The sequence below is a fragment of the Ureibacillus suwonensis genome (genome assembly GCF_042655065.1).
Classification (GTDB): Bacteria; Bacillota; Bacilli; order Bacillales_A; family Planococcaceae; genus Ureibacillus; species Ureibacillus suwonensis.
Genome location: NZ_JBHSNQ010000073.1, coordinates 1 through 22,966, shown reverse-complemented (window position 1 = coordinate 22,966; position 22,966 = coordinate 1). Strand labels below are relative to the sequence as shown.

General features: G+C 41.5%; 20 protein-coding genes. 11 read left to right on the top strand and 9 right to left on the bottom strand.

What is annotated here, in order from left to right:
• Window positions 1-184 precede the first annotated feature (184 nt).
• On the bottom strand, window positions 185-1,231 hold the full coding sequence (locus ACFPOH_RS08485; RefSeq protein ID WP_342470450.1) for a PseG/SpsG family protein: 1,047 nt from the start codon (window positions 1,229-1,231) through the stop codon (window positions 185-187).
• Window positions 1,232-1,586: 355 nt separating this feature from the next.
• Here ACFPOH_RS08485 and ACFPOH_RS08480 point away from each other — a divergent pair, with 355 nt between their 5' ends.
• From ACFPOH_RS08480 to ACFPOH_RS08440, 9 genes are all read left to right on the top strand, one after another.
• Window positions 1,587-2,141 (top strand): NADPH-dependent FMN reductase, encoded by a 555-nt coding sequence (locus ACFPOH_RS08480; RefSeq protein ID WP_342470449.1) that lies wholly within the window; start codon window positions 1,587-1,589, stop codon window positions 2,139-2,141.
• A gap of 245 nt (window positions 2,142-2,386) precedes the next feature.
• A complete protein-coding gene (locus ACFPOH_RS08475) occupies window positions 2,387-3,730 on the top strand; it encodes a spore germination protein (RefSeq protein WP_390309404.1) in 1,344 nt (447 codons plus the stop codon).
• Entirely contained in the window at window positions 3,727-4,845 is a 1,119-nt protein-coding gene (locus ACFPOH_RS08470; protein WP_390309403.1) for a GerAB/ArcD/ProY family transporter, read from the top strand. The genes ACFPOH_RS08475 and ACFPOH_RS08470 overlap by 4 nt, the downstream gene beginning before the upstream one ends.
• Window positions 4,817-5,947, top strand: coding sequence for a Ger(x)C family spore germination protein (locus tag ACFPOH_RS08465; RefSeq protein WP_390309402.1), 1,131 nt, complete (start codon window positions 4,817-4,819; stop codon window positions 5,945-5,947). Before ACFPOH_RS08470 ends, ACFPOH_RS08465 begins: the two co-directional genes overlap by 29 nt.
• Before the next feature lie 131 nt (window positions 5,948-6,078).
• Complete coding sequence (locus tag ACFPOH_RS08460) at window positions 6,079-6,396, top strand: metal-sensitive transcriptional regulator (protein WP_342471186.1); 318 nt, start codon at window positions 6,079-6,081, stop codon at window positions 6,394-6,396.
• A gap of 14 nt (window positions 6,397-6,410) precedes the next feature.
• The gene (gene copZ, locus ACFPOH_RS08455; protein ID WP_342470445.1) at window positions 6,411-6,617 is read left to right on the top strand and encodes a copper chaperone CopZ; all 207 of its coding nucleotides are present in this window, start codon (window positions 6,411-6,413) and stop codon (window positions 6,615-6,617) included.
• A gap of 177 nt (window positions 6,618-6,794) precedes the next feature.
• Entirely contained in the window at window positions 6,795-9,224 is a 2,430-nt protein-coding gene (locus ACFPOH_RS08450; protein WP_390309401.1) for a heavy metal translocating P-type ATPase, read from the top strand.
• Window positions 9,225-9,445: 221 nt separating this feature from the next.
• Window positions 9,446-10,078 carry a YdhK family protein gene (locus ACFPOH_RS08445; protein WP_342470443.1) on the top strand — a complete coding sequence of 211 codons (633 nt, stop codon included), beginning with the start codon at window positions 9,446-9,448 and terminating at the stop codon, window positions 10,076-10,078.
• A 156-nt stretch (window positions 10,079-10,234) separates the two neighbouring features.
• A complete protein-coding gene (locus tag ACFPOH_RS08440) occupies window positions 10,235-11,101 on the top strand; it encodes a glycosyltransferase family 8 protein (RefSeq protein WP_390309400.1) in 867 nt (288 codons plus the stop codon).
• A 77-nt stretch (window positions 11,102-11,178) separates the two neighbouring features.
• On the opposite strand, the gene ACFPOH_RS08435 is transcribed toward ACFPOH_RS08440, so the two are convergent.
• Together ACFPOH_RS08435 and ACFPOH_RS08430 are read right to left on the bottom strand one after the other, a co-directional pair.
• Window positions 11,179-11,358 (bottom strand): hypothetical protein, encoded by a 180-nt coding sequence (locus ACFPOH_RS08435; RefSeq protein ID WP_342470441.1) that lies wholly within the window; start codon window positions 11,356-11,358, stop codon window positions 11,179-11,181.
• Window positions 11,359-11,527: 169 nt separating this feature from the next.
• Complete coding sequence (locus ACFPOH_RS08430; RefSeq protein WP_342470440.1) at window positions 11,528-12,262, bottom strand: glucose 1-dehydrogenase; 735 nt, start codon at window positions 12,260-12,262, stop codon at window positions 11,528-11,530.
• A 144-nt stretch (window positions 12,263-12,406) separates the two neighbouring features.
• Between ACFPOH_RS08430 and ACFPOH_RS08425 the strand changes: the two genes are divergently transcribed.
• Window positions 12,407-14,590 (top strand): DNA topoisomerase III, encoded by a 2,184-nt coding sequence (locus ACFPOH_RS08425; RefSeq protein WP_390309399.1) that lies wholly within the window; start codon window positions 12,407-12,409, stop codon window positions 14,588-14,590.
• Window positions 14,591-14,932: 342 nt separating this feature from the next.
• Here ACFPOH_RS08425 and ACFPOH_RS08420 read toward each other — a convergent pair whose 3' ends face one another.
• From ACFPOH_RS08420 to ACFPOH_RS08395, 6 genes are all read right to left on the bottom strand, one after another.
• Window positions 14,933-16,207, bottom strand: a complete 1,275-nt coding sequence (locus tag ACFPOH_RS08420; protein ID WP_342470438.1) for a TRAP transporter large permease — start codon at window positions 16,205-16,207, stop codon at window positions 14,933-14,935.
• Window positions 16,204-16,701, bottom strand: coding sequence for a TRAP transporter small permease (locus ACFPOH_RS08415; protein ID WP_390309397.1), 498 nt, complete (start codon window positions 16,699-16,701; stop codon window positions 16,204-16,206). Before ACFPOH_RS08415 ends, ACFPOH_RS08420 begins: the two co-directional genes overlap by 4 nt.
• Window positions 16,702-16,805: 104 nt before the next feature.
• Entirely contained in the window at window positions 16,806-17,834 is a 1,029-nt protein-coding gene (locus ACFPOH_RS08410; RefSeq protein ID WP_342580854.1) for a TRAP transporter substrate-binding protein, read from the bottom strand.
• A 486-nt stretch (window positions 17,835-18,320) separates the two neighbouring features.
• Window positions 18,321-19,454: a cupin domain-containing protein gene (locus tag ACFPOH_RS08405; RefSeq protein ID WP_342470435.1), complete on the bottom strand. Its 1,134-nt coding sequence runs from the start codon at window positions 19,452-19,454 to the stop codon at window positions 18,321-18,323.
• 70 nt (window positions 19,455-19,524) lie between these two features.
• Window positions 19,525-20,475: a fumarylacetoacetate hydrolase family protein gene (locus ACFPOH_RS08400; RefSeq protein ID WP_390309395.1), complete on the bottom strand. Its 951-nt coding sequence runs from the start codon at window positions 20,473-20,475 to the stop codon at window positions 19,525-19,527.
• Window positions 20,476-20,637: 162 nt separating this feature from the next.
• Entirely contained in the window at window positions 20,638-21,399 is a 762-nt protein-coding gene (locus ACFPOH_RS08395) for an IclR family transcriptional regulator (protein ID WP_342580856.1), read from the bottom strand.
• Window positions 21,400-21,573: 174 nt separating this feature from the next.
• Between ACFPOH_RS08395 and ACFPOH_RS08390 the strand changes: the two genes are divergently transcribed.
• The gene (locus ACFPOH_RS08390) at window positions 21,574-22,764 is read left to right on the top strand and encodes an FAD-dependent monooxygenase (protein ID WP_342580857.1); all 1,191 of its coding nucleotides are present in this window, start codon (window positions 21,574-21,576) and stop codon (window positions 22,762-22,764) included.
• The last annotated feature ends 202 nt before the right edge of the window (window positions 22,765-22,966 follow it).

Sequence of the window (22,966 nt, the reverse complement as noted above, 5' to 3'; positions counted from 1 at the left end):
AAACAAAGTTACCTTCCATTAGGTAGCTCTGCTTTCTTATTGTCTTTTTTAGGTTATTTATATATTACCCTCAATAGATTGAAGCTATTCATGGGCTAAGTGGAATTAAATTATTTTCACAGAAAAAGCCGATCCGAAACCCGAATCGGCTAGAGAAAAAGGAAAACTGGTTTGTAAAGAGGAATCATAATGAAACGATATTATGACGTTCGTATGCGAAATCCAGCAATAAGGATTTCAGGACTTCATTATTCTCTTGGATTTCCAGTTGGATTTGTTTTCGGACGGCTCTCTCCCGTCTTGCTTCATGGAGCAATAATTCCATTACGGCATTTTGAATGTTGGATTGCTTCATTTTCCGGCCAAGCCCCAGGTGGATAAAGCCGTTATTTTCGCGTGGGAAGACATTGTTCAGTTCCCGCTCATTTTGCGCGCAGACGATGCATGGGATACCAACGGCTGCCACTTTGTACGGCGTATAGTTGGCGTTGCAAATGACGATATCCGCTTCCGGCAACAATTTATCCAACGGTTTATCTTCTTTCAATATTTTCGTATTTCGGCTGCTTAATGCCATCAATTGCAGGTCGCCAATGGAATGCTGGTATTCCCGATCGATTGCTATTGTCACTTTTAACGGGATTTGCAGGTGGGTTAAGTGGCGCAGTGTGCGGTACGTCAAGTTGTTGGGGTCTCCATCTTCATATGCGACAACGATGTGTGGTGGATTGGATAATTCATTGGATACTCTGGATTCGGCAATGGATTTCAGTGTATCGGAAACAGCGAAGGCAAAACTGCCCGGTAGGATATTTTGAACAGATGTTTCTCGCGTTTCTTCCAAGATGGACAGTACATTGCAATCTGCAAGTTCCGCTCCTTCGCCAAAATCATCGAAATGCACAAGCGTTTTGCAGAAAGGTCGTATCGTTTCCACATATTCAATGTACGTATCTTTGCCTTCTTGTACAATCAGATCCGGTTGCAATTCTTTCAGGTGTTTTGTGAGTTCATCGATATGGGCGTATATTATGGGAGATAGTTGTGCGTCTGTGAACAGTTCCAACACTTCATCTTTCGGGTTTTTCAGAAATATCGAAACGTCCTCTTCATTTTTTAATAGCTTTGCAAGGATGCTGACTCTTTCAAATGGGTAATAGCCTTTCATCGCATTATATTCAGCAATAAAAGCGATTTTCTTCTTCTGTTTTTTACTCAATTCATTCTGCATACAATCCCATCCTTTCCCAATCATTATTTAAAATATGGCGGAGTATTTGAAAGTATGTGTAAAAAAATAAAAGAAGAAAAAGATTTTCAGCATGATAGATTTGAAATATTGAATATTTTATGCCGGAAATAGGAAGAAAATGAGGATGTGCCGGGATTGCTTGCTGCGGGTGGGGGAAGTATAAAGAAATAAACATTTCGCTCTTTATGTCAAAAAGTTTCATCCCGCAACGGATCAGGAAATTTTCAGCCTAAAGACTGAACTTTTTCTTTTTTCATTCCGTTTCCTGTCGAATGATTTATGCATTTGTTACAATAAACAAATGGAAGAACACAATAGATGGAGGATTCACAACATGAAAATTCTGCTCGTAGACGGTACAGTTTTTGGTACAAAGACGGGTGCGCTGTTGAGACAGGTGGAACAATATATAAAAGAATTGGATTCCGGTTTGGAATTGGAAATCTTGTATTTTTCAAAATTGAAACATCAAATCCTTGATGGGAGTCCGCTCAATGATGATATGAAAATGATGATCAAAAAATTTGAAGAAGCGGATGGATATATATTTGCAACACCGATTTACCAAGCTTCCATACCTGGGGTGCTAAAAAATGCGCTGGATATGCTGCCTCCGAAAGCATTGCGCTACAAACCGGCAGCGATTGTGGCAAACGGTGGCACGTTCCAACATCATTTGGTGGTGGAAAACCAATTCCGTCCAATTTTGGATTATTTCCGTTGTTTAGTGACTCCAAATTATGTTTATACCCATACATCCCATTTCGGTGAAAACGATCAAATCATCGATCAGGATATCCATGAACGTTTGCGTGAATTGGCCCGCGTCTTTGTGCAATACTGCAAAATGAGCCAAACGTTGACAAAGGAACCGATCGACAAACATTAATCATATTCATTCATCCAACATCAGCGGGAAATAACTTCAGCCATTAAAGTCTTTAAATCTTTGCGAATGAGAGATTTAAAGGCTTTTTTATTTTTCCCCGAAAGCGCAGAGCCAATTTTTGGTTCCACCACCTTGATCAGAGAATAAACACATGATCAAGAAGAAATGTAATAGTATGATGGCCAATTGGACATTCTAAAAAATAGAGCAGTTATTTCATCAAACAGATTGGAGAAAAAGAACCAATGGTTTCAACAGAATCCCTTTCATGGATTGTCAGCCAATTTAAAGATACAAAAGAACTGACACAAAAAGAGTTGGAATTCGAAAATAAAAAAATGACGGTATTATACATTAAATCTCTGATCGATCAGGAATTGTTCCAGCAATACATTGTGAATCCATTTTTTGAAATGAAAACGGAAGAACAGTTCCGCGTTTATTTGACGGCATTGCCCCAATTTCAGGAAGTCCAATCAAAAGAAGAAGGACTTTTATATGTCATGGAAGGAAATATACTCGTTGCGCTTCAAGAAAATTTGTATGCCATCGATTTCAAGTTGGCCAAAAACAGCGATGTCAACTCCACCTCTGTGGAAACAACCATCCATGGTTCGGAATTGGCATTAAGTGATAATTTGATGACAAACGTTAACATCATCCGCTCGTTTTATCATCAACCCTCGTTAATCATTGAATATTATTTGAAAGGGGAAGTGAACAAGCCGAAAGTGGCGCTGATTTACGATCAGGAAAAAGTAAAAAAGAAGGCATTGGAAATCATTAAAGAAAAACTTCAGCAAATTGACAAGCAAATCATTACAGAAACTCCCCAATTCAATAATTTTTTAAACGATAAACGTTTCTCTTTATTCCCCCAAATGATTTTAACGGAACGTCCTGACCGGGTTGTTTATAATCTTGCGGGCGGAAAAGTCGTATTTTTGGTGGATGGCAGCCCTCAATCCATGATTGCGCCTGCGGTATTTTTTGATTTTATGACAACCATGGAGGACAACTACCATACCCTCTTTATTTCTTATTATTTAAAGATGCTGCGTTATTTCGGCATCTTTGTATGTATTTTGCTGCCCGGCATTTATATTGGGGCCGCTTCCTTTTCTCCTGAGGTTATCCGGACGGAATTGATGTTGACCATCGCCGGAAGCCGGATGGGGGTTCCGTTCACTTCCTTTGTGGAAGTGTTGTTCATGCTTTTCTTTATGGAGCTTTTGCTTGAAGCGAGTATCCGTCTTCCGAAAGCCATCAGTGCGACGGCCGCAACCGTTGGAGGTTTGATTTTGGGAACAGCTGTGACGGAAGCTGCCCTTGCTTCGAACATCATGGTCATTATCGTATCGGCCGTAGCGATATCCACTTTTGTCATTCCTGTCAATGAAATGGCCTTTGCCATCCGCATAGTGCGGTTGTTTTTGATTGTCATTGCCAGCATTTTTGGCTTGGCCGGTCTGACATTGGGATTTTTATGTTTGATTATGTATCTTGTCAATCAGTCAAGCTTTGGGGAACCGTTTTTAAGAGTGTATAACTACGGAAAAGGGGATAAGAAGTCGGAGGGACAGGCTTGAGTCGATACTACTATTACCTGATTTTGATCAATATGATTGCCAATATTATTTCCGCTGTTCCTACTATTCTCTTGCATTATCGGCAAGAAGGGGCGGTTTCAGCTTTACTTGTTGGTATGGTGTTAGGAACAATCATCGTGTTTGTTTATACGAAATTTTTCAATGCCTTCCCTGGGATGACTCTTCCGGAACTGTTGGTGAAAACGACATCCAAATGGTTTTACTACCCAATGTTATTTTTTATGGCAATCATGTGGTATATTGCGGGGGTAAGCACCCTGATCACTTACACCTTTCTGCTGATACGGTATCTGACCCCCGATATTCCCATCATGCTGGTTGAATTGACATTAATTATTTCCATCATTTTCGGGTGTTTTATGAAAACCGATCGGGTGTTGTATACAATCGAAATCATTTTTTTGATTAATTTTCCAATCATTGTTTTTATCATTATCAAAGCTTACACAAACGAAAGCTTGAATTGGGACTTTATCATGGAAGCCATGCTGCACGTTGTGGAGATGCCGAATCTCAATGTCATCGCTGCCTGCATCTTTTTATCGCTCGGCGTCGTGAACCTTGTCATTTTTAACCGTTTCTTTACGAATAAACAAAATTTCGGTTTGAAACAGATTATCGTGATCGCTTTTATCGCCGGAGCAACGATTTTTACCACTTACTTTATCCCGATTGGTTTCCACGGTTATACGGCGATCGAAGAACTGGTTTATCCATGGGTTGCAACCAGCGACTCGATGAGAATGAGATATTTCTTGATAGAACGTTTAGTCTATGTGTTTTTGCTTCTTTATTTAGTAATGGCCTTTTTAAGCATCTTGATCCACTGGCATGTAGCTGTCGAACTGTTCAAGTTTATTTTTAAATTTGAAAGAATGAAATATAAAGGAATCCATTATGGTTATCTGATCATTGTCCTCTTTTTTACCGTTGCTTCACTATTCTTGATTGTGATTTTGACGGAGTATCAATTGTTCCAGTATTCGAAAATCTTTTTCAATCTGACCGCTGTCATTTTTTTTGCCATGTTTTTTGTACTTTTCTATGTTTCTAGGAGGATGAAGGGTGCGGATAATAAAGATAGTGAAAACTAAAGTTTTCATCCTGGCCACAATTCCATTACTGATCCTGCTTTCAGGTTGCGGTGAGTTTAAAGATATCGATAAGATGGTTTTTGTTTCGATGATCGGGGTGGACCAAACGGAGGATCCGGAAAAGCCTTATAAAATCATTCTAAAGCTTTATGTGCCGACAAGTTCTTTCAGGCAAAATCCCACTCCTGAATATTCATATCTTATAAAAGAAGGAGCGACGTTGGCCGAAACGATTTCACTGCTGGAAGCTTATATTGATAAAGAATTGGATTTTGGCCACTCGAGGTTGATTGTTGTCGGTGAGAAAATGCTGCAAGATCAAAAAAATGAGGTAATTTTGGACTTTTTGATCCGAAGACCGGATATTCAAATGATCTCTTACTTTACAGTGGGTAGACCGAATGCGGAAGAAATTGTCAAGTTTACCCCCGCCGGAGAAACGGCATTGCAACCAACCCTATTCAATTATTTTGATAATAATGGAGCGGAAAGTTCGTATATCGTAACAACCTTTCTGTTCGATTTCAGGAGAAGGATCAAGGAAGAAGGAATTAATCCCATTTTGCCGATTGTTGAAATGAACGAACCCAAAACCCATTTTATAGTGAATAAATCCATTGTATTGGCGGAAGACAAGCCTCCTTATGAACTGGATCCCGAAAAAACGTTGCTTGTCAAATTGCTATCAAATGAAGCAAAAAATCTCATTTTTGATGTGGATAGGGGAGGCGAGAATTTTGTTGCCAGATTAGATACCGTTAAAACCAAATATAATGTGGATGCCGGAAAAGATGGTAAAGTTTCGATAAAGGTTGAAATCAAATTGGCTGGGATGATTACGGAATCGAAAAAAAATTTGAGCAACAAAGAATTGCCAAGATATAACAAACTGTTGACCGAGGAAATGAAGGAGAAAGTGACAGCGTTCATTCAAGAACTGCAGACGGAAGGATATGATCCGATCGGTTTCGGTTTACAATTAAATTCCCATACTCTGCCGAAAAATCGGATGAGTGAAAATGAATGGCTGTCTGCGTTTAAAAACGCGGATGTGGAAGTGAGTGTGAAGGCGGGCTTGAAAAGTACGGGAAGTATTGAATAGGATGGGAAGGACTGATTGCAAAAAAATCAAATGGAAGGATTTCCCGCATTTGATTTTTTTGCATTATTCATGCTGGACGTTTTACATACCATACATGGGTATTGTATAATGAGTTGAAGGATTGGAGGTTGATGAAACTGGAAAAAATAAATGGAGAGCATTGTTCTCATCGAAGAAGCCACCATCCGGAACATGTGAAAAAGGATTTGATTACCCGTTTAAACCGGATTGAGGGACAAATTCGCGGCGTCAAAGGAATGATTGAACGGGACGAATATTGCGATGATGTCATCACACAAATTGCTGCCACCCAATCGGCTTTGAACAGTGTCGCCAAAATTTTATTGGAAGGGCACATTAAAGGTTGTGTCGTCAGCAGACTGAGGGATGGCGATGAAGAAATTCTTGATGAATTGATCGTAACGATTCAAAAATTAATGCGTAAATAAGAGGAGGATATCTAATGGAAACGGTAACATTGAATGTGAAAGGCATGTCTTGCAATCATTGTGTAAAAGCGGTGGAAGGAAGCGTTGGCTCTTTGGATGGCGTACAAGAGGTGAAAGTGAATTTGGAAGCCGGAGAAGTAAAAGTGACTTTTGATCAATCCAAAGTGAATTTGGATCAAATCAAGGAAACCATCGATGACCAAGGTTATGATGTGGAATAATTTCAGGGATTTATTGAACCATATCGGCTCATTTGATGGCAATAATTATTGATGATTTGAACATATCCCTTGTTTTCCCGACCATAATAACAGTGCCTTTTTTAATACATGATCCGGGCACTTTTCTTTTTAAATTCTATATACCCTATAATGGTATAAATGTGGGGGATCTTCGCGATGAATCATGAACAAAATCCAAACTTGAAAGAAACGACCCTTCAGATAACAGGCATGACTTGTGCGGCCTGCGCCAACCGGATTGAAAAAGGGTTAAAGAAGATGCCTGGAGTGGAAAGTGCCAATGTGAATTTGGCATTGGAAAAATCAACTATTCAATATGATCCAGGCAAGGTCAGCGTAAAAGATTTGGAAAAGAAAATTGAAGATTTGGGCTATGGTGTGGTGAAAGAGAAAAAGGAACTGGTCATAACAGGCATGACTTGTGCGGCCTGTGCCAACCGGATTGAAAAAGGACTCAACAAAATGCCGGGTGTCACAAACGCGGCCGTCAACCTGGCTTTGGAGAATGCGACGGTGGAATTCAACCCTTCCGAAGTGAGCGTGTCCGATATAATTCAACGGATTGAAAAATTGGGATATGGGGCCCATTTGAAAGAAAATGGGCGGGAAGCGACCGATTACCGGGAGCAGGAAATCAAAAAGCAATTCGTCAAATTTGTGGTGGCCGCCGTTCTTTCGTTGCCCTTGTTATGGACGATGGTCGGGCATTTTCCTTTCACATCCTTTATCTATATGCCTGATTTTTTAATGAACCCTTGGGTGCAAATGGCGTTTGCCACACCGGTGCAATTTATCATTGGATGGCAGTTTTACACAAGCGCCTTCAAAGCATTGAAAAACGGCAGTGCCAATATGGATGTACTTGTGGTCCTTGGTACGTCCGCCGCATACTTTTATAGTTTCTATCAAACAATAAAAGTGTTTGGAACGACTGTGCATCCGGATCTTTATTTTGAAACGGGCGCGGTGTTGATTACATTAATTCTGTTGGGGAAATTGTTTGAAGCAAAAGCAAAAGGGCGCTCTTCCGAAGCCATCAAGAAGCTGATGGGCTTGCGGGCAAAACAGGCGCGGGTGTTGAGAGACGGCATCGAGAAAGAAATTCCGTTGGATGAAGTCGTTGTGGGCGACATTCTTCTTGTGAAGCCGGGCGAGAAAATCCCGGTGGACGGAGAAGTGATCGAAGGAAATACCGCTGTCGATGAATCGATGCTGACGGGCGAAAGTATTCCGGTGGATAAAACCGCAGGATCATCCGTTTTCGGTTCAACCATCAATAAAAACGGCTTTATCAAAATGAAAGCGACGAAAGTCGGAAGGGACACAGCCCTTGCGCAAATTATCAAAGTCGTGGAAGACGCCCAAGGTTCGAAAGCTCCCATCCAACGGCTTGCCGACAAAATTTCCGGCATCTTTGTGCCGATTGTCGTTGGCATCGCCATCATCACGTTTATGGTTTGGATTTTCTTCATTGCACCGGGAGAAGTGGCGGCAGCCCTTGAAGCGATGATTTCCGTTTTAGTGATTGCCTGTCCATGTGCTCTGGGTCTTGCAACGCCGACATCCATTATGGCGGGTACCGGCAGAGCGGCGGAATACGGCATTTTATTCAAAGGCGGCGAATATCTTGAACAAACCCACCATATTGACACGGTCGTAGTCGATAAAACCGGAACCGTCACAAAGGGCGAGCCGGCATTGACGGACGTGGTTGCGGCGGAAGGCAAAGATGAACAAGCATTCCTCGCCTTGATTGGTTCTGTAGAAAAACAGTCGGAACACCCATTGGCCCAAGCGATTGTGAAAGGGATTGAAGAGAAAGGGATCTCTTTCAGCGAAGTTCAAGACTTTTCAGCGATTCCCGGGCTTGGTGTGCAAGGAATTGTGGATGGAAAAAAAGTGCTTGTCGGGAATAGAAGATTTATGCAAACGAATCACGTAGATATTTCGGCTGTTTTACCTTACGTGGAACAGCTTGAGGAAAACGGGAAAACCGCCATGTTGGCAAGCATTGACGGCGAGTATGCCGGTATGGTGGCGGTCAGCGATACGGTGAAGGAGACGTCGAAACGGGCCATTCAGCGATTAAAAAATATGGGCATTGAAGTGATTATGCTGACGGGAGATAATGAACGGACAGCGAAAGCGATAGGCGGGGAAGTCGGCGTCAATCAAGTCATTGCGGAAGTGCTTCCTGAGCAGAAGGCGGAAGAAATCAAGAAGTTGCAGGGGGCAGGCAAGAAAGTGGCAATGGTGGGAGATGGAATCAACGATGCGCCTGCATTGGCCGTTTCAGATATCGGAATGGCCATTGGCACCGGTACGGATGTGGCCATTGAAGCGGCGGATGTTACGTTAATCCGCGGCGATTTAAACAGCATTGCCGACGCGATTTTGATGAGCCGTAAAACGATGCGGAACATCAAACAAAACCTGTTCTGGGCATTTGCATATAACACGATTGGCATTCCCATTGCGGCAGCAGGTTTTCTTGCCCCTTGGGTGGCCGGCGCGGCAATGGCCTTCAGCTCCGTTTCCGTTGTATTGAATGCATTGCGATTACAACGGGTAAAACTGAACGGCTAATTTCATGAAATCACGATCAGGTTTGGTCGTGATTTTTTGTTTGCTTGAAAAAGATACAATTACTTGCGTTTATGAAGATAACTTGAAAGTTAAAATCATACTTGAAGCTTCCGCTGAATGACCTGAATTCCAATGCATAAATCCCTATGAAATGCAGATGCTGTAAATATAACAAATGAGGAGATTACCATAAATATTCAACATCAACAGGAGGAATTCCAATGAGAAAGCAGCTTCTTGTATTTACAGCATTTTTAAGCCTCTTTTCATTAACCGCTTGCGGGGATACGGAAAATGTATCGGTAAAAAATGAAAAAAAACCAACAGAATTATTAAATAGCGAAGATGTGGATGTGACAAACAATCAAGCGGACGGAGATAAAGTTCTCGGAGAAAACATGGACGGCAAAGGGCATGCGGATGTTACCCATTCTACGTGGGGCAAAATACCGGAAGGATTAAAAGAAGCAAAAAACCCAAAATTTAAAGTGGGGGACAAAGTCATTATCAATGCAGCCCATAATGATGATATGCAAGGCTCGGAAGGAACTGTTGTGGGCGCTTATGAGACTACGGTCTATTCGATTTCCTATGAATCAACCGTTGGAGAGCCGGAAGAAAACAAGAAATGGTTCGTACAGGAAGAAATCGATTCCCTTGGCGAAAGTAAATTGGATGTCGGATCCAAAGTCATTATCGAAACCGACCGTGAAGAAGGGATGCAAGGGGCGGAAGGTGTCATTGACACTGTTGAAAAAACGGTTGTGTATATGGTAGATTACGTTAATAAAGAAGGGGAAAAGGTGGAAAATTATCAGTGGCTCAAAGAAAGCGAGCTGTCCCCTGCAAAATAAAATGGCGCTATTCAAAATCTGAATTGAATAAAGCTTCTATCCGAAATCATCTCTTATCCGGAGATGATTTCTTTTGTCATGCCTATCGATTTATTTCTATAATGTGATTATAGAAATCTTTTTATTGTTTATAAATGATACAAAAGGATGAAGGCTATGAATATGAACATTCTTGTCACGGTCGATTCCAATTATCTCCACCCCTTAAAAGTCATGTTGAAATCATTGTTCATGAATAATCCAAAAGAAAGCTTCTCCATTTACCTTGTCCATTCCTCCATACCCGTTCAGCAACTTGAATCATTGGAAACTTTTGTTTCCAGTGAAGGTCATGCGTTTCATAGTATTCAGATCGATGAGGATCTATTCAGTGAAGCGCCCACTCTGTTGCATTATACGAAAACCATGTATTATCGATTGCTCGCCCACAAAGTGTTGCCGCAAAATATGGAGCGCATCCTTTACTTAGATCCGGATATTTTAGTCATTAATCCAATTAGAGAATTATATGAACTTGATTTGGAAGGCTATCTTTATGCCGCGGCGGATCACCGGACAATGCCGATCACGGAAATCAACAAAATCCGGTTTAATCCTTTTGATTTGGAATGTTACTATAATTCCGGTGTTTTATTGATGAATTTGGCATTGCAACGGGAAGAAATTGATGAAAAGGAAATTTTTGAATTCGTAAGAAAATATCATTCCAAGTTGATCATGCCCGACCAGGATATTATGAACGCTCTTTATTCCAAGAGGATTAAAGGAATCGACGAAGTGAAGTACAATTTTGATGCACGGTATTACAATATTTACAAGCTCAAAAGCAGCGGCGAAGTGGACATGGATTATGTTATGAACCATACCGTGTTTCTGCATTTTTGCGGGAAAAAGAAACCGTGGAAGAAAAATTATAGCGGAAAATTTCATTCCTTGTATAAGCATTATGAAAAAATTACGAATGACACGATTCAGACATTGGAAAGCATCCGTGCCGAATCTATCAATGAAAAAGTATTTTGATAGAACTTATCGATGCGGACAGTTCCATAACCCTTGATAAAAAAGAGGCTTGATTCATCAAAAGAATCAAGCCCCTTTCAATAATCAGGATTCAACGCCTTCTTTTTTACAATACCTATGATCAGAAGCGTAATGCCAATCACACCGCCGATAAATTGATCAATGTAGAAATCGCCATCCCGAAACAATCGAATGAAAAATCCGCCGCCAAAAATGACGGTTAAAAGAATGCCAAAAGATAATAAACCATATTTCAAAAAAATCACCACCCGTTTCGATTCTCTTGTTCAATATGACAACATGCAATCCCTATAAGATACATTTTTTGGAATGTTATATACATAAAACAATAGACTATCAATCAGGGAGAAATCAATAGTCTATTGTTGTACTTTTCCTTATGAAGAAAAAGTTTGATATCTTTTATTACATAGCTGTCAATCCGCCATCGATTACAAATTCAGATCCGGTAGAGTAAGAAGATTCATCGGATGCAAGATACAGCACTAAATTGGATACTTCTTCCGGTTGAGCCATGCGTCCCACAGGAATTTGTTTTGCAAATTCTTTGATGACTTCCACCGCATCTCCTTGCGTAACCATTGGTGTTTCAATAACACCTGGATGAACGGAATTGACGCGGATGCCGAGATGCGCAAGTTGGAGTGCAGCCGCTTTTGTAAATCCGCGAACGGCAAATTTGGAATCTGTGTAGCCAATTGCTCCACCGACGATTCCGTTGATGGAAGAAATATTGATAATGGAACCGCCGCCAGCTTTTTGCATGGAAGGGACAACCGCTTTTGTGCCAAGAAATACGGACACTTGGTTAATATCAATGATTCTTCGGTATTCTTCCTCTGTTATCTCCATTAAAGATTTGCTCATGCTGATGCCGGCGTTATTCACCAAAATGTTCACAGGACCAAATGTGTTTTCCGCTTCTTCAATGACTTTTTTCCAATCGTCCGCTTTTGTCACATCTTGCTGTACAAATTTTACGTTTTCTCCCAACTCGGCTTCCAATGCTTTTCCACCTTCTGCATTAATATCGGTGAAAACGACTTTTGCCCCTTCTTTAACAAAACGGCGTACATGGCTGGCACCCATTCCACGGGCTCCACCAGTAACAATTGCCACTTTTCCATCTAAACGCCCCATCACAACCACTCCTTTTTTTAATTTGTATACGCTTACATTTATTATAATAGGAAAAAATGTAAGTTACCAATCAAAAGTTTCTAAAATGAATGATGCTCGAAGATATGCTATAGTAACTTTATGACTTACGAAAGGATGTAACCTATGGCAAAAAGTTTAGTGTTGGCCGAAAAACCGTCAGTGGCGCGCGATATTGCGCGGGTGTTGAAATGCAACAAAAGCGGCAACGGCTATTTGGAAGGAAATCAATACATCGTCACTTGGGCACTGGGCCATTTGGTGACCCTTGCCGATCCCGAGCATTACGATGTGAAATATAAAACATGGAAGCTTGAGGATTTGCCGATGCTTCCGAATGAAATGAAACTGATGGTCATCAAGCAGACAGCGAAACAATTCAACAATGTGAAAACCCAACTTCACCGGAAGGATGTCGGCGAAATCATCATTGCGACTGACGCCGGAAGGGAAGGGGAGCTGGTGGCGCGATGGATTATCGAAAAAGCGAAAGTCCGAAAACCGATCAAACGTCTCTGGATTTCATCGGTGACGGATAAAGCGATCAAAGAAGGGTTCAAAAATTTAAAACCAGGGAAACTGTATGAAAACTTATATGCATCCGCCGTTGCCCGGTCTGAAGCGGACTGGTATATCGGATTGAACGCGACACGGGCGCTTACGACAAAATATAATGCCCAATTAAACTGCGGGCGTGTGCAAACGCCGACTCTGGCCATCATTGCCGCCCGGGAGGAAGAAATCAAAAACTTTGTCCCGAAAGAGTATTATGGAATCCAGGCAATCGGCGACAAAGTGACCCTCACATGGAAAGATGCTTCCGGCAACACGCGGAGTTTTCATAAAGAAAAAATCGAATCCATCATCCAAATGGTAAGGGGCAAAAACGCAGTTGTCACAGCCGTCGAGAAAAAGATGAAAAAATCCTACGCTCCCGCACTCTATGATTTGACGGAATTGCAGCGGGATGCCAACAAACTGTTCGGTTTTTCCGCAAAAGAAACGTTGAACATTATGCAAAGGCTGTATGAGCATCATAAAGTATTGACGTATCCAAGAACCGATTCCCGATATCTTTCATCCGATATCGTTTCTACCATTCCGGAAAGACTGAAGGCGTGCGGTGTTGGCGAATATCGGCAATTGGCCAATGAAATTTTGAAAAAGCCGATCAAAGCCAACAAATCTTTTGTGGATGACGCAAAAGTCAGCGACCACCATGCCATCATCCCGACTGAACAGGTGCCGAATTTATCCAAATTTACCGACAAGGAACGCAAAATATACGATTTGGTGGTCAAACGTTTCATGGCGGTGCTTCTCCCTCCGTCAGAATATGTCCAATTGACGATTCATGCAAAAATCGGGGATGAAACCTTTATCGCCAAAGGGAAAAACATTTTGAATGCTGGCTGGAAAAAAGTATTTGCCAGCGATGTGTCGGAAGAGGATGATGAAGATGTTCGCGAACAAGTATTGCCGCCGATTGAAAAAGGGGATACGCTGTCGATTACGGGCATCCAGATGACAGAAGGGAAGACGAAGCCGCCTGCCCGCTTTACGGAAGCCACACTGCTTTCCGCAATGGAAAATCCGACGAAATATTTGGAATCGAACAACCGGAAGCTGGCGGAAACATTAAAATCCACCGGCGGACTCGGAACGGTGGCAACCCGCGCCGATATCATCGAGAAGTTATTCAACAGCTTCATGATTGAAAAACGCGGCGGAAAGGAAATCTACTTGACTTCCAAAGGCCGCCAGCTTCTGGACTTGGTGCCGGAAGATTTGAAATCCCCGGCTCTCACCGCCGAGTGGGAAATGAAGCTCGAGCAGATTGCAAAGGGCAAACTGAAAAAAGAAGCGTTCATCAACGAAATGAAACAGTATACAAAAGAAATTGTCCGAGAAATCAAAACGAGCGATAAAAAATATAAACACGAAAACCTTTCATCCAAAACTTGCCCGGAATGCGGAAAATGGATGCTCGAAGTGAACGGGAAGAAAGGGAAAATGCTCGTTTGCCAAGACCGGGAATGCGGCTATCGGAAAACCGTCTCCCAATTCACGAATATCCGCTGTCCAAATTGCCATAAGAAGATGGAATTGCACGGAGAAGGGGAAGGGAAAATTCTCGTTTGCCAATGCGGATTCCGTGAAAAATGGTCCACATTCCAAGAAAAGCGGAAGCATCAAACAAGCGGAAAAGTGGACAAGCGGACGCTCCAAAAATATTTGAAGAAAGAAAATGAAACCTTTGCGAATAATGCGCTTGCGGAAGCATTGAAACAATTGAAACTCGATCAATAAATGCATGAATGCATGGACTAAAAAAGAAGGGGACGCTCCGAAAGGCTTTTTGCGGATGTCGGTGACGCTTCCGTCACAAAAATGGCGGAAAGCAGGAGGAGCGAAGGAAAGTTGACAAAAATTATAGGGGATCCGGAAAGTATATGGCTTTCCGGATCCCCTTTTTTGAGTGCTTTGAATTTCAAACCAGGATGGGGTAAGAGTCCATGAATGGTTTGATGTTGACAGAGAGATTTGGAATGGCCAAAGAGTATCCATCATGTGCAATCTTTTCTATAAAGGATTTTTCAAAAATAAAGAAAAATCGGAGGGAAAACTCTTTCCCAACCGCTTTTCCTTTTTTTATTTTGTTGCATGAGGCAACCATAGAGTGAGGGAAGGTATATAGGTCAGAATCAACAAGACCACAACGGAAGTGACTAAAAACGGCCATAGAGATCTGACCAACTCGCCAATCGGCACTTTTGTAATGGAAGAGGCAATGAATAATCCGGAACCGACCGGGGGCGTTAAGATACCAATGGTCAAGTTGATGCAAATGATGATTCCAAAATGAATCGGATCCACATTATACAATGGAAGCAAAGGCATAAAAATTGGAACCAGAATAATCAATGCGGCAATACCATCCATAAACATTCCCAGAATCAAAAGGAAAATGTTCACGAGCATTAAAAATATCACCGTACTGTCCGAAATGGACACCATCCATTCGGCAATGAGTTGCGGTACCCGTTCAAAAGCCAGCATCCATCCAAAAATATTGGCCATGGCAATCAAAATCGTAATGACTGCCGTTGTGGAAACAGTGTTAATTAAAATTCTTGGGATTTGTGAAAACTTAAGTTCCCGATAAAAGAACAGACCCACCAGCAGCGCAACGAAACTTGCAACGGCTGCAGATTCTGTTGCCGTAAAGGCACCGCTTAAAATGCCGACGATGATAATAAGCGGAACGGAAAGCGCCGGCAGTACACTTAAAAAGGAGCGAAACATTTCCCCAATCGATGCACGCTTTTCTTTGGGCCAACTTTCTTTTAAACCGATGAAGGCAATAATGACGATGAAGGAGAGGCCCAACAAGATTCCAGGTATTACCCCCGCCTTGAACATATCCGCAATGGAAGCTCCAGAACTGACTCCATAAATAATAAAGAGCATACTTGGCGGGATGATTGGCCCAAGAAGCCCCGCTGCAGCTGTTGTCGCAGTACTGAAAGATCTGCTGTAGCCCGACTTCTCCATTTCAGGCACCATTGTCCGGCTCATCATGGCAATTTGAGCTGTTGCGGAACCGATAATGGCCGCCAGCATCATGTTGGCGGCCACGTTTACATATGCGAGTCCGCCTCGAAAATGCCCAATGAACTGTTTCGCAAAATTCACTAGCCTTTTTGTAATCCCGCCGAAGTTCATCAATTCCCCGGCGAGCATGAAAAGGGGAATTGCAAGTAGTCCGTAGTTTTCCATTCCGGAATACAGCCGTTGAGGGACTGTGATTAATAATGTCAAATTATCTGTGGTGAAAATATAGATGACAGTTGTAATTCCAAGAACATAGGCAATTGGGACGCCCAACAATAGCAATACAGCAAAAGCAATGAGCGCAATGATCAATGTAAGGCACCCCCATCTTCTCCCTTAAAGGTCTGGACTGTGTTATTGATGACATGGATCGTCGAAAAGGCAAAGGAAATTGGGATACTTAAGTAAAAATAGATTTTAGGCCAATTTAAAGCTGTTGATTTTTGAATGAAAATATTCGGTTTCATAATCCAATCCATTGCCAAGTAGAGAACATAGGCAACAAAGATTAATAAGATGAGGTTGCTGATGATCGTCAAATATTTTTTATACGTTTTCGAAACCGCATCAATGAATAACGTGATGGAAGGTGAGCTTTTTTCTTTCAAAACCATGCTTCCGCCAATGAATGTAATCCAGATCAAGCAGAAGATGGCCAACTCATCTGACCATAATAAAGGGCTTTTCAACACATAACGGAAGAAAAATCCTCCAACCATCGATATTAACAATGTCATCGCAAGAGTAAATGCCAACACTTTCTCAATGAAATAAACGACATCGCTGATTTTGTTAATAACTTTCAAAAGAACACCCTCTATCTATTACAAGATTCATTGGTAATCCAAAAAAAGGGGACTTGTTCCACTTATCCTTCATTTATAAGTTAGAAAGTCCCCGACTCAAAAAACTATTTATTGCTTTCAGCCTCTTCAATAAATGCTTTGATAATATCTGATTTCTCGGAAAATTCATTTCGAACTTCATCTGTTACTGTCTGGAAGGCAGAAGTATCAATATTTTCCAATACTTCAACACCGGCGTCTTTTAATGTTTGCAAATTGGATTCTTCACGTTTAATGGCTTCTTGCACTCCCCAGTCAACCGCATTTTTCAATGCTGTACGGATCATCTCTTGATCTTCCGGTGATAATGAATCATAAACTTGTTTACTCATTACGATGACAGTAGGGAATGTCATTTGGTTTGTTAAGGTTAAATATTTAGCCACTTCATAATATTTCTCAGTGACTAGAGCATCCAAATCGATATCAATGCCATCGATTACGCCTGTTTGTAAAGAAGTATAAACTTCACTCAGCGGCATTGCTGTCGGTCCAGCACCAACTTTTTCCCAGTAAGATTGCATGGCAGGGCTACCGATAATTCGGATCTTTTTCCCTTTCAAATCTGCAGGAGATTTCGCAAAGCCATCCGTCATCAAAACATGTCGGTTTCCGGCAAACATAAAGTCCAGACCCACCAGACCCTGGGAATTCAATTCCTCCAGCATTTGTTTTGCCGGTTCAGATTCCCGCAGTGCTATAGCTTCCTCTATACTTGAGAATAAATAAGGCATAAACCAGGCATTCAATGAATCTTGACGGGTGCTCATGTAAGCGTTTGTCATAAAGCCAAAGTCAATGGCACCGGTTTCTAATTGTTGCACCATATCCGCTTCCGTTCCCAATGTTGAAGCAGGGTGAATTTCAATATCAAAACGTCCATCCGAAAGTTTTCTTAATTCTTCACCAAATTTCTCGGCTGTTACGTTCCAGACGTGATTTTCCTGCACAACGTGAGCAATCTTAAATACGCGGGTTTCCCCCTCAGCCCCCGCATTTCCGTTGGATTCGGAAGAGTCGTTGCTTCCGCATGCAGCTAATGCAAGAACTAATCCCCCAATAAGAAAAGAAAAAAATAATTTTTTAAAACTCATAAAAATCCCCCTTGTTTGAATAAAAAATAATATGTAAAAGACTATTTGCAATAAAATCAATCTATCAATATTACATGATAGTCTTTGACAACATATTCAATTTTTTAAGTAAACCAATCGTAAAATCATTGTCCTTAAATAGAAAATTTCGTTTACGAAATTAACGTCTATTAATAGTGAACTTGATACACTAATAATATAAATTTGTCACAATAGTGTCAATATTTTTCACATTTCCAACTTAGAAAAATTGAAAACTTATTAGAAAAAAATGAGATNTTCCGTTCCGGGGACGCTTTCCGCGGGCCCGGCTCGAGCCTCCTCGGAGCTCAAACCTTCGCTCCTGCGGGGTCTCGAGACTCGGGCTGTTCCCGCAGGAGTCGCCCCGTCACTCCAATCAATTTTCTGTGATATCAATTTTTTACAAAAAATTTTTTTGCAGCTCGTTCACTTTATTAGTTATGTCCCAGCCTCTTATTTGTTTCATCATCTGAATGCCGCTTTAAATTCTCCGGTGATTTCTTGGAATCCATTATTAGATTCATATTTTTGTTCAACTTCCAGGTCGAAGCGTTCCATAATCGGCAAGTCGTTGACAGAGAACAGGTAAGAGTCCTCGGATGCCACATGTTCATACCAAGCCCAGTTCGGTACTACAAAATAGTCGCCTTGTTTCCAGTCGAAGCGCACACCGTTGATCACCGAATAACCGGAACCTTTGTGCACGTTATAAACCGTTGAATGTGTATGACGCAACGCTTTTGTATGGAAACCTTTCGGCAAAAATTGCATTCGGGTACCAAGAGTAGGGTTAGCCGATTTGCCAGTGGATGGATTAATGTATTCCACTGCATAACCGTGGTTTGGATCCGGATCGAATTCCATTAATCCTTTGATGGCATCGACTGTTCGCTGCCATTTGAAGTTTGCCAGTGGTGCAATTGTATATTTGCCATCTCCCAATGGGCGAACCATGCCGCCTTGGTAACGTTTTTCGCTGAAGTTGTCCGGCACTTCCGGACGTTGTAAACCGTCTTCTGTATCTTCGTATGGGTCAAAGAATGTACCGCCAATCGCAAATACGGTTGGAATGTCTAATGCATCCATCCATAACATTGGCTCGGTGCCAACATGTTCATGGCCATGCCATAAACCTTTCGGAGTGATGAGGAAATCTCCTTCCTCCATGAATACCCGTTGTCCTTGGACAATTGTGTATGCACCAGAACCTTTTGAAATAAAGCGCATGGCGTTTTGAGAGTGGCGGTGGGATGGCGCCTTTTCACCAGGCAGCAAGCTTTGGACAGCTACATAGATTGTTTGGGTTGTGGATGCCCACCCCCAAGGTTTGCGATAGGTCAAACCAGGATTTTGGAAATAGATTGCCCGGCGTTCACCACCGCGTTCAGGTGTAAAAATTTGGGTAGCTTCCGCCATTTTCTTCTCAATCAATTCACTGCTCCAAAGATAAGCTTCCGCTTGCGGAGTCGGTGTGTGATGCATGATTTCTGGAATCGCTTCCCAAAGTGGCCCAAGATGATACTGCTGAATGTCTCTCGTGAAATCGGTTACAATGGAACTTTTCATAAATTCTTTCATTTCTTGACTTACTTCACCCATGGTCATTCTCCTTTTCCAATTATTTTTTAAAGGGAGCAGCCGATAAGCTGCTCATACCAAATGGCTGGCATTAAACGTTTGCCGGTTGTTTGACAGCTTTCACTTTATTTTCAAGTACTCCAATCTTCTCGATTTCGATTGTGACAACATCTCCGTCTTTTAAGAATTGAGGAGGGTTCATGGCAAAACCGACGCCTCCAGGGGTACCTGTCAATATAAGATCGCCTGGCTCAAGAGTCAATAAGCCGGATAAGAAGGAAACCAGTTTTGGAACATTAAATACAAAGTCATCGGTATTGGTAGATTGTCTCACTTCACCGTTTACTTTTAAGACCATTTCAAGTCCAGCCGGATCGCCGATTTCATCCGCAGTCACTAAGTGAGGCCCCAACGGTAAAGAGCCGTCCACTGTTTTTCCTTGCAGCCATTGAAGGGTGCGGCGTTGAATATCGCGATATGTGACGTCGTTGGCAATGGTATATCCTGCCACATAATCGAGCGCATCTTCTTCAGAAACATTCCGTGCTTGTTTACCAATGACGAAAGCGAATTCCATCTCATAATCCAGCTGTTCAGAAATAGGATAGTATGGAATGTCATCTTCCGGACCGATAATCGTGTTGGCAAATTTTGCAAAAATGACTGGATGGGTTGGAATTTCTCGGCCCATTTCTTGAATATGTTTACGAAAGTTGTGGCCTACACAAATGATCTTTCCAGGTTTTTGAACCGGTGCTTCAATTTTCACTTCACTGCGGTGGTAAACCGCTTTTTTATCGGAATAATCAGGGTTTTCCAAAATGAAATCGATGGCGCCTTGGGCAAGTTCCAACGATTCTTTTCCACCCTGGAATAATTCATCTGTGCTGGCTGGTACAAATGCATGGGCAATTTCTTGATAACGGTATTTGCCTTGTGCTTTAAGCTGAGCCTGGTAAGCGCAGTTTAAATCGATCACTTGATTGTTTACAATTGCACCGGCGCGGATGTGTCCGTCTGCTGTAAAATTGACTAATTTCATTAATCGTCCTCCTAATTATAATTATAGAGAATCAAGTTCACTATTTATATAAAAATATTAATCTCTTGTAAAAATGTTGTCAATATTTTTTGTTTTCAGAAATATCCATGTAGAAATAAAAAACTCCCACCTTTAAAAGCAGGCGGGAAAAGATTTTTAAGGTTATTCACTTGAAACGGATTCGGAAAAACCGTATTGAGAGGAAATTTCCTTGCTGATGTTGATAATGTATCGGCTGACCGGATGATCCGATGAAGTGGGAATAGTTTGCGTATAGCCGACAATGGTGATTGCCCCCAGTAATTCCTTTTCAAAATTTAAAATTGGGACGCTGAAGGAAGATACATGGGTTACTAATGGTTCAATTTTTGAGACAAAATAAGTTTTTCTTGCCGTTTCGAATTCTTTTTGCAGTTCTTTTAATTGTGCTTCATTCAATTTTTCCATTTCGGAATCAAGCCATTTTTTGACCAGTTCATTATGGAAGGAAGCAAAAATGACTCCGGTAGATGAATGTAAAGGCAAGTTTGTTCCAATTTGCGCACCGATGTTAATTCCATATAATGCGTCTGAAATATAGGAAACCAGAGGACCGCCGACGGATGGCACCGCAAGTAGGGCGGTAAGACCGGTTTTCTCGCTGATTTTTTTCAAATACGGAATCACCACTTCCACGATTGAAGTTTGTCCCTGGGCAAGATTCCCCAATTGAATCAATTTATGTCCCAAAGAATAAGTATTGTCGGGATTTCGCTGAATCGCCCCGAATTCATGCAAGGTTGTCAAATATTTGTGCAAATTGCTTTTGGTCATTGATGTGATGTTTTGTATTTCTGAAAATTTCAATGGCTTATTATGGGTTGCGATGATTTCTAAAATGTTTAAACCGATTTCTAATGATTGAATCTTGTTTTCTTTTGACATAATATTCCTCCAACTACATCTGATGTCCGATATTATAGCAAATAATTGATTTAGAAAGAAATTTTAGAATTTTTCGATTTAAATATTGACGGATTGTATTATAAAGTTTTCTTAAAGAGAACGCTGTTCTCTAAAAATGGAACGATTGATTCAAACAAAGGGGTGGAGTTTTTTATGTCAAAAATTAGTGATGTGATTGTAGTAGGCGGTGGAATCGGGGGATTAGCCGCTGCTTTAGCTGCAAATGATGCGGGGAAATCTGTTGCGGTATTTGAACAGGCGCCGGAATTTGGAGAAGTGGGGGCAGGTCTGCAATTGGCGCCGAATGCACTTGAAGTGTTGGATCGCTTCGGGGTAAAGGAAGAAATATTAAAATATGCCGTATTGCCAAAAAGATTAGTATTAAAGGATATTTATTCAGGAAAAGAAGTGGCATCCCTTGATTTGGGAGAGGGATTCCAAAAAGAGTTTGGCCAACCTTATATCGTAATGCACCGTTCCGATTTGCACCGTGTGCTCTTTGAAGCATGTCAAAAACGGAAAAACATCAAATTTTTCACAAACTCAAGAATTCAAACTGCGGAACAGGAAAATGGCACTGTTACAATCATTTCTGAGAAAGGCGACAGATATTCAGCGGATGCCGTTATTGGTGCGGATGGGGTAAAATCGAATCTTCGCAAATTATTTGTTGACGATGCCCCGGTGAACTCGGAGTATGTGGCGTATCGTGGAACGATTCCGATCGAAGAAGTGAAAGATCAAGTGACGTTGGATGATGTGATTATGTGGATTGGTCCAAATCTTCACTTGGTGCAATATCCGATCCGCCGCGGAGAATTATTCAATCTGGTAGTGGTTTTCAAATCTTACGATACATCCGTGGAAGATTGGGGAACGCCGGAAGAATTATTCCGCCGCTTTGAAGGGGCGCATCCGGATGCACATTATTTATTAAAATTCATCAATCGCCAGTTCAAATGGCAGATGTTTGACCGGGAACCGATTGACACTTGGTCAAAAGGCAATATAACATTGCTTGGAGATGCGGCTCATGCGATGTTGCAATATCTTGCACAAGGCGGCGTTCAAGCGCTTGAAGATGCTTGGTGCCTAAGAGAAAAACTGATCGAATGCGATACGTATGAAGAAGCGTTTAAAAAATATGAAAAAATCCGCGCTCCCCGTGCCGGCATGGTTCAACGTAGTGCCCGCAAGTGGGGGGAAATTATCCATGCGGAAGATGAAGTGTTAAAAATGGTGCGGGATGCAGTGTTCGAAAGACATAAACCTACAGATTATCATGTCGTAGACTTCCTATACGGCATTTTTAAAAAAGAAAAGGAAGTGTCCGGCATTCAGTGATATATGGAACAAAAATGAGGCTGGGACAAAACCCCCTCTAAAATGGAAACAGCTCATGAAATTTTGGAATGAAAATTCATGAGCTGTTCTTCATTTTTTCAATAAAAAATAAGGACCTCTTCTGTTAAAATTAAGTTACCACCAAAACTAACAGAAAGAAGGGTCCTTATGTTTAAATATTATAACATGAATCAATTAGTTT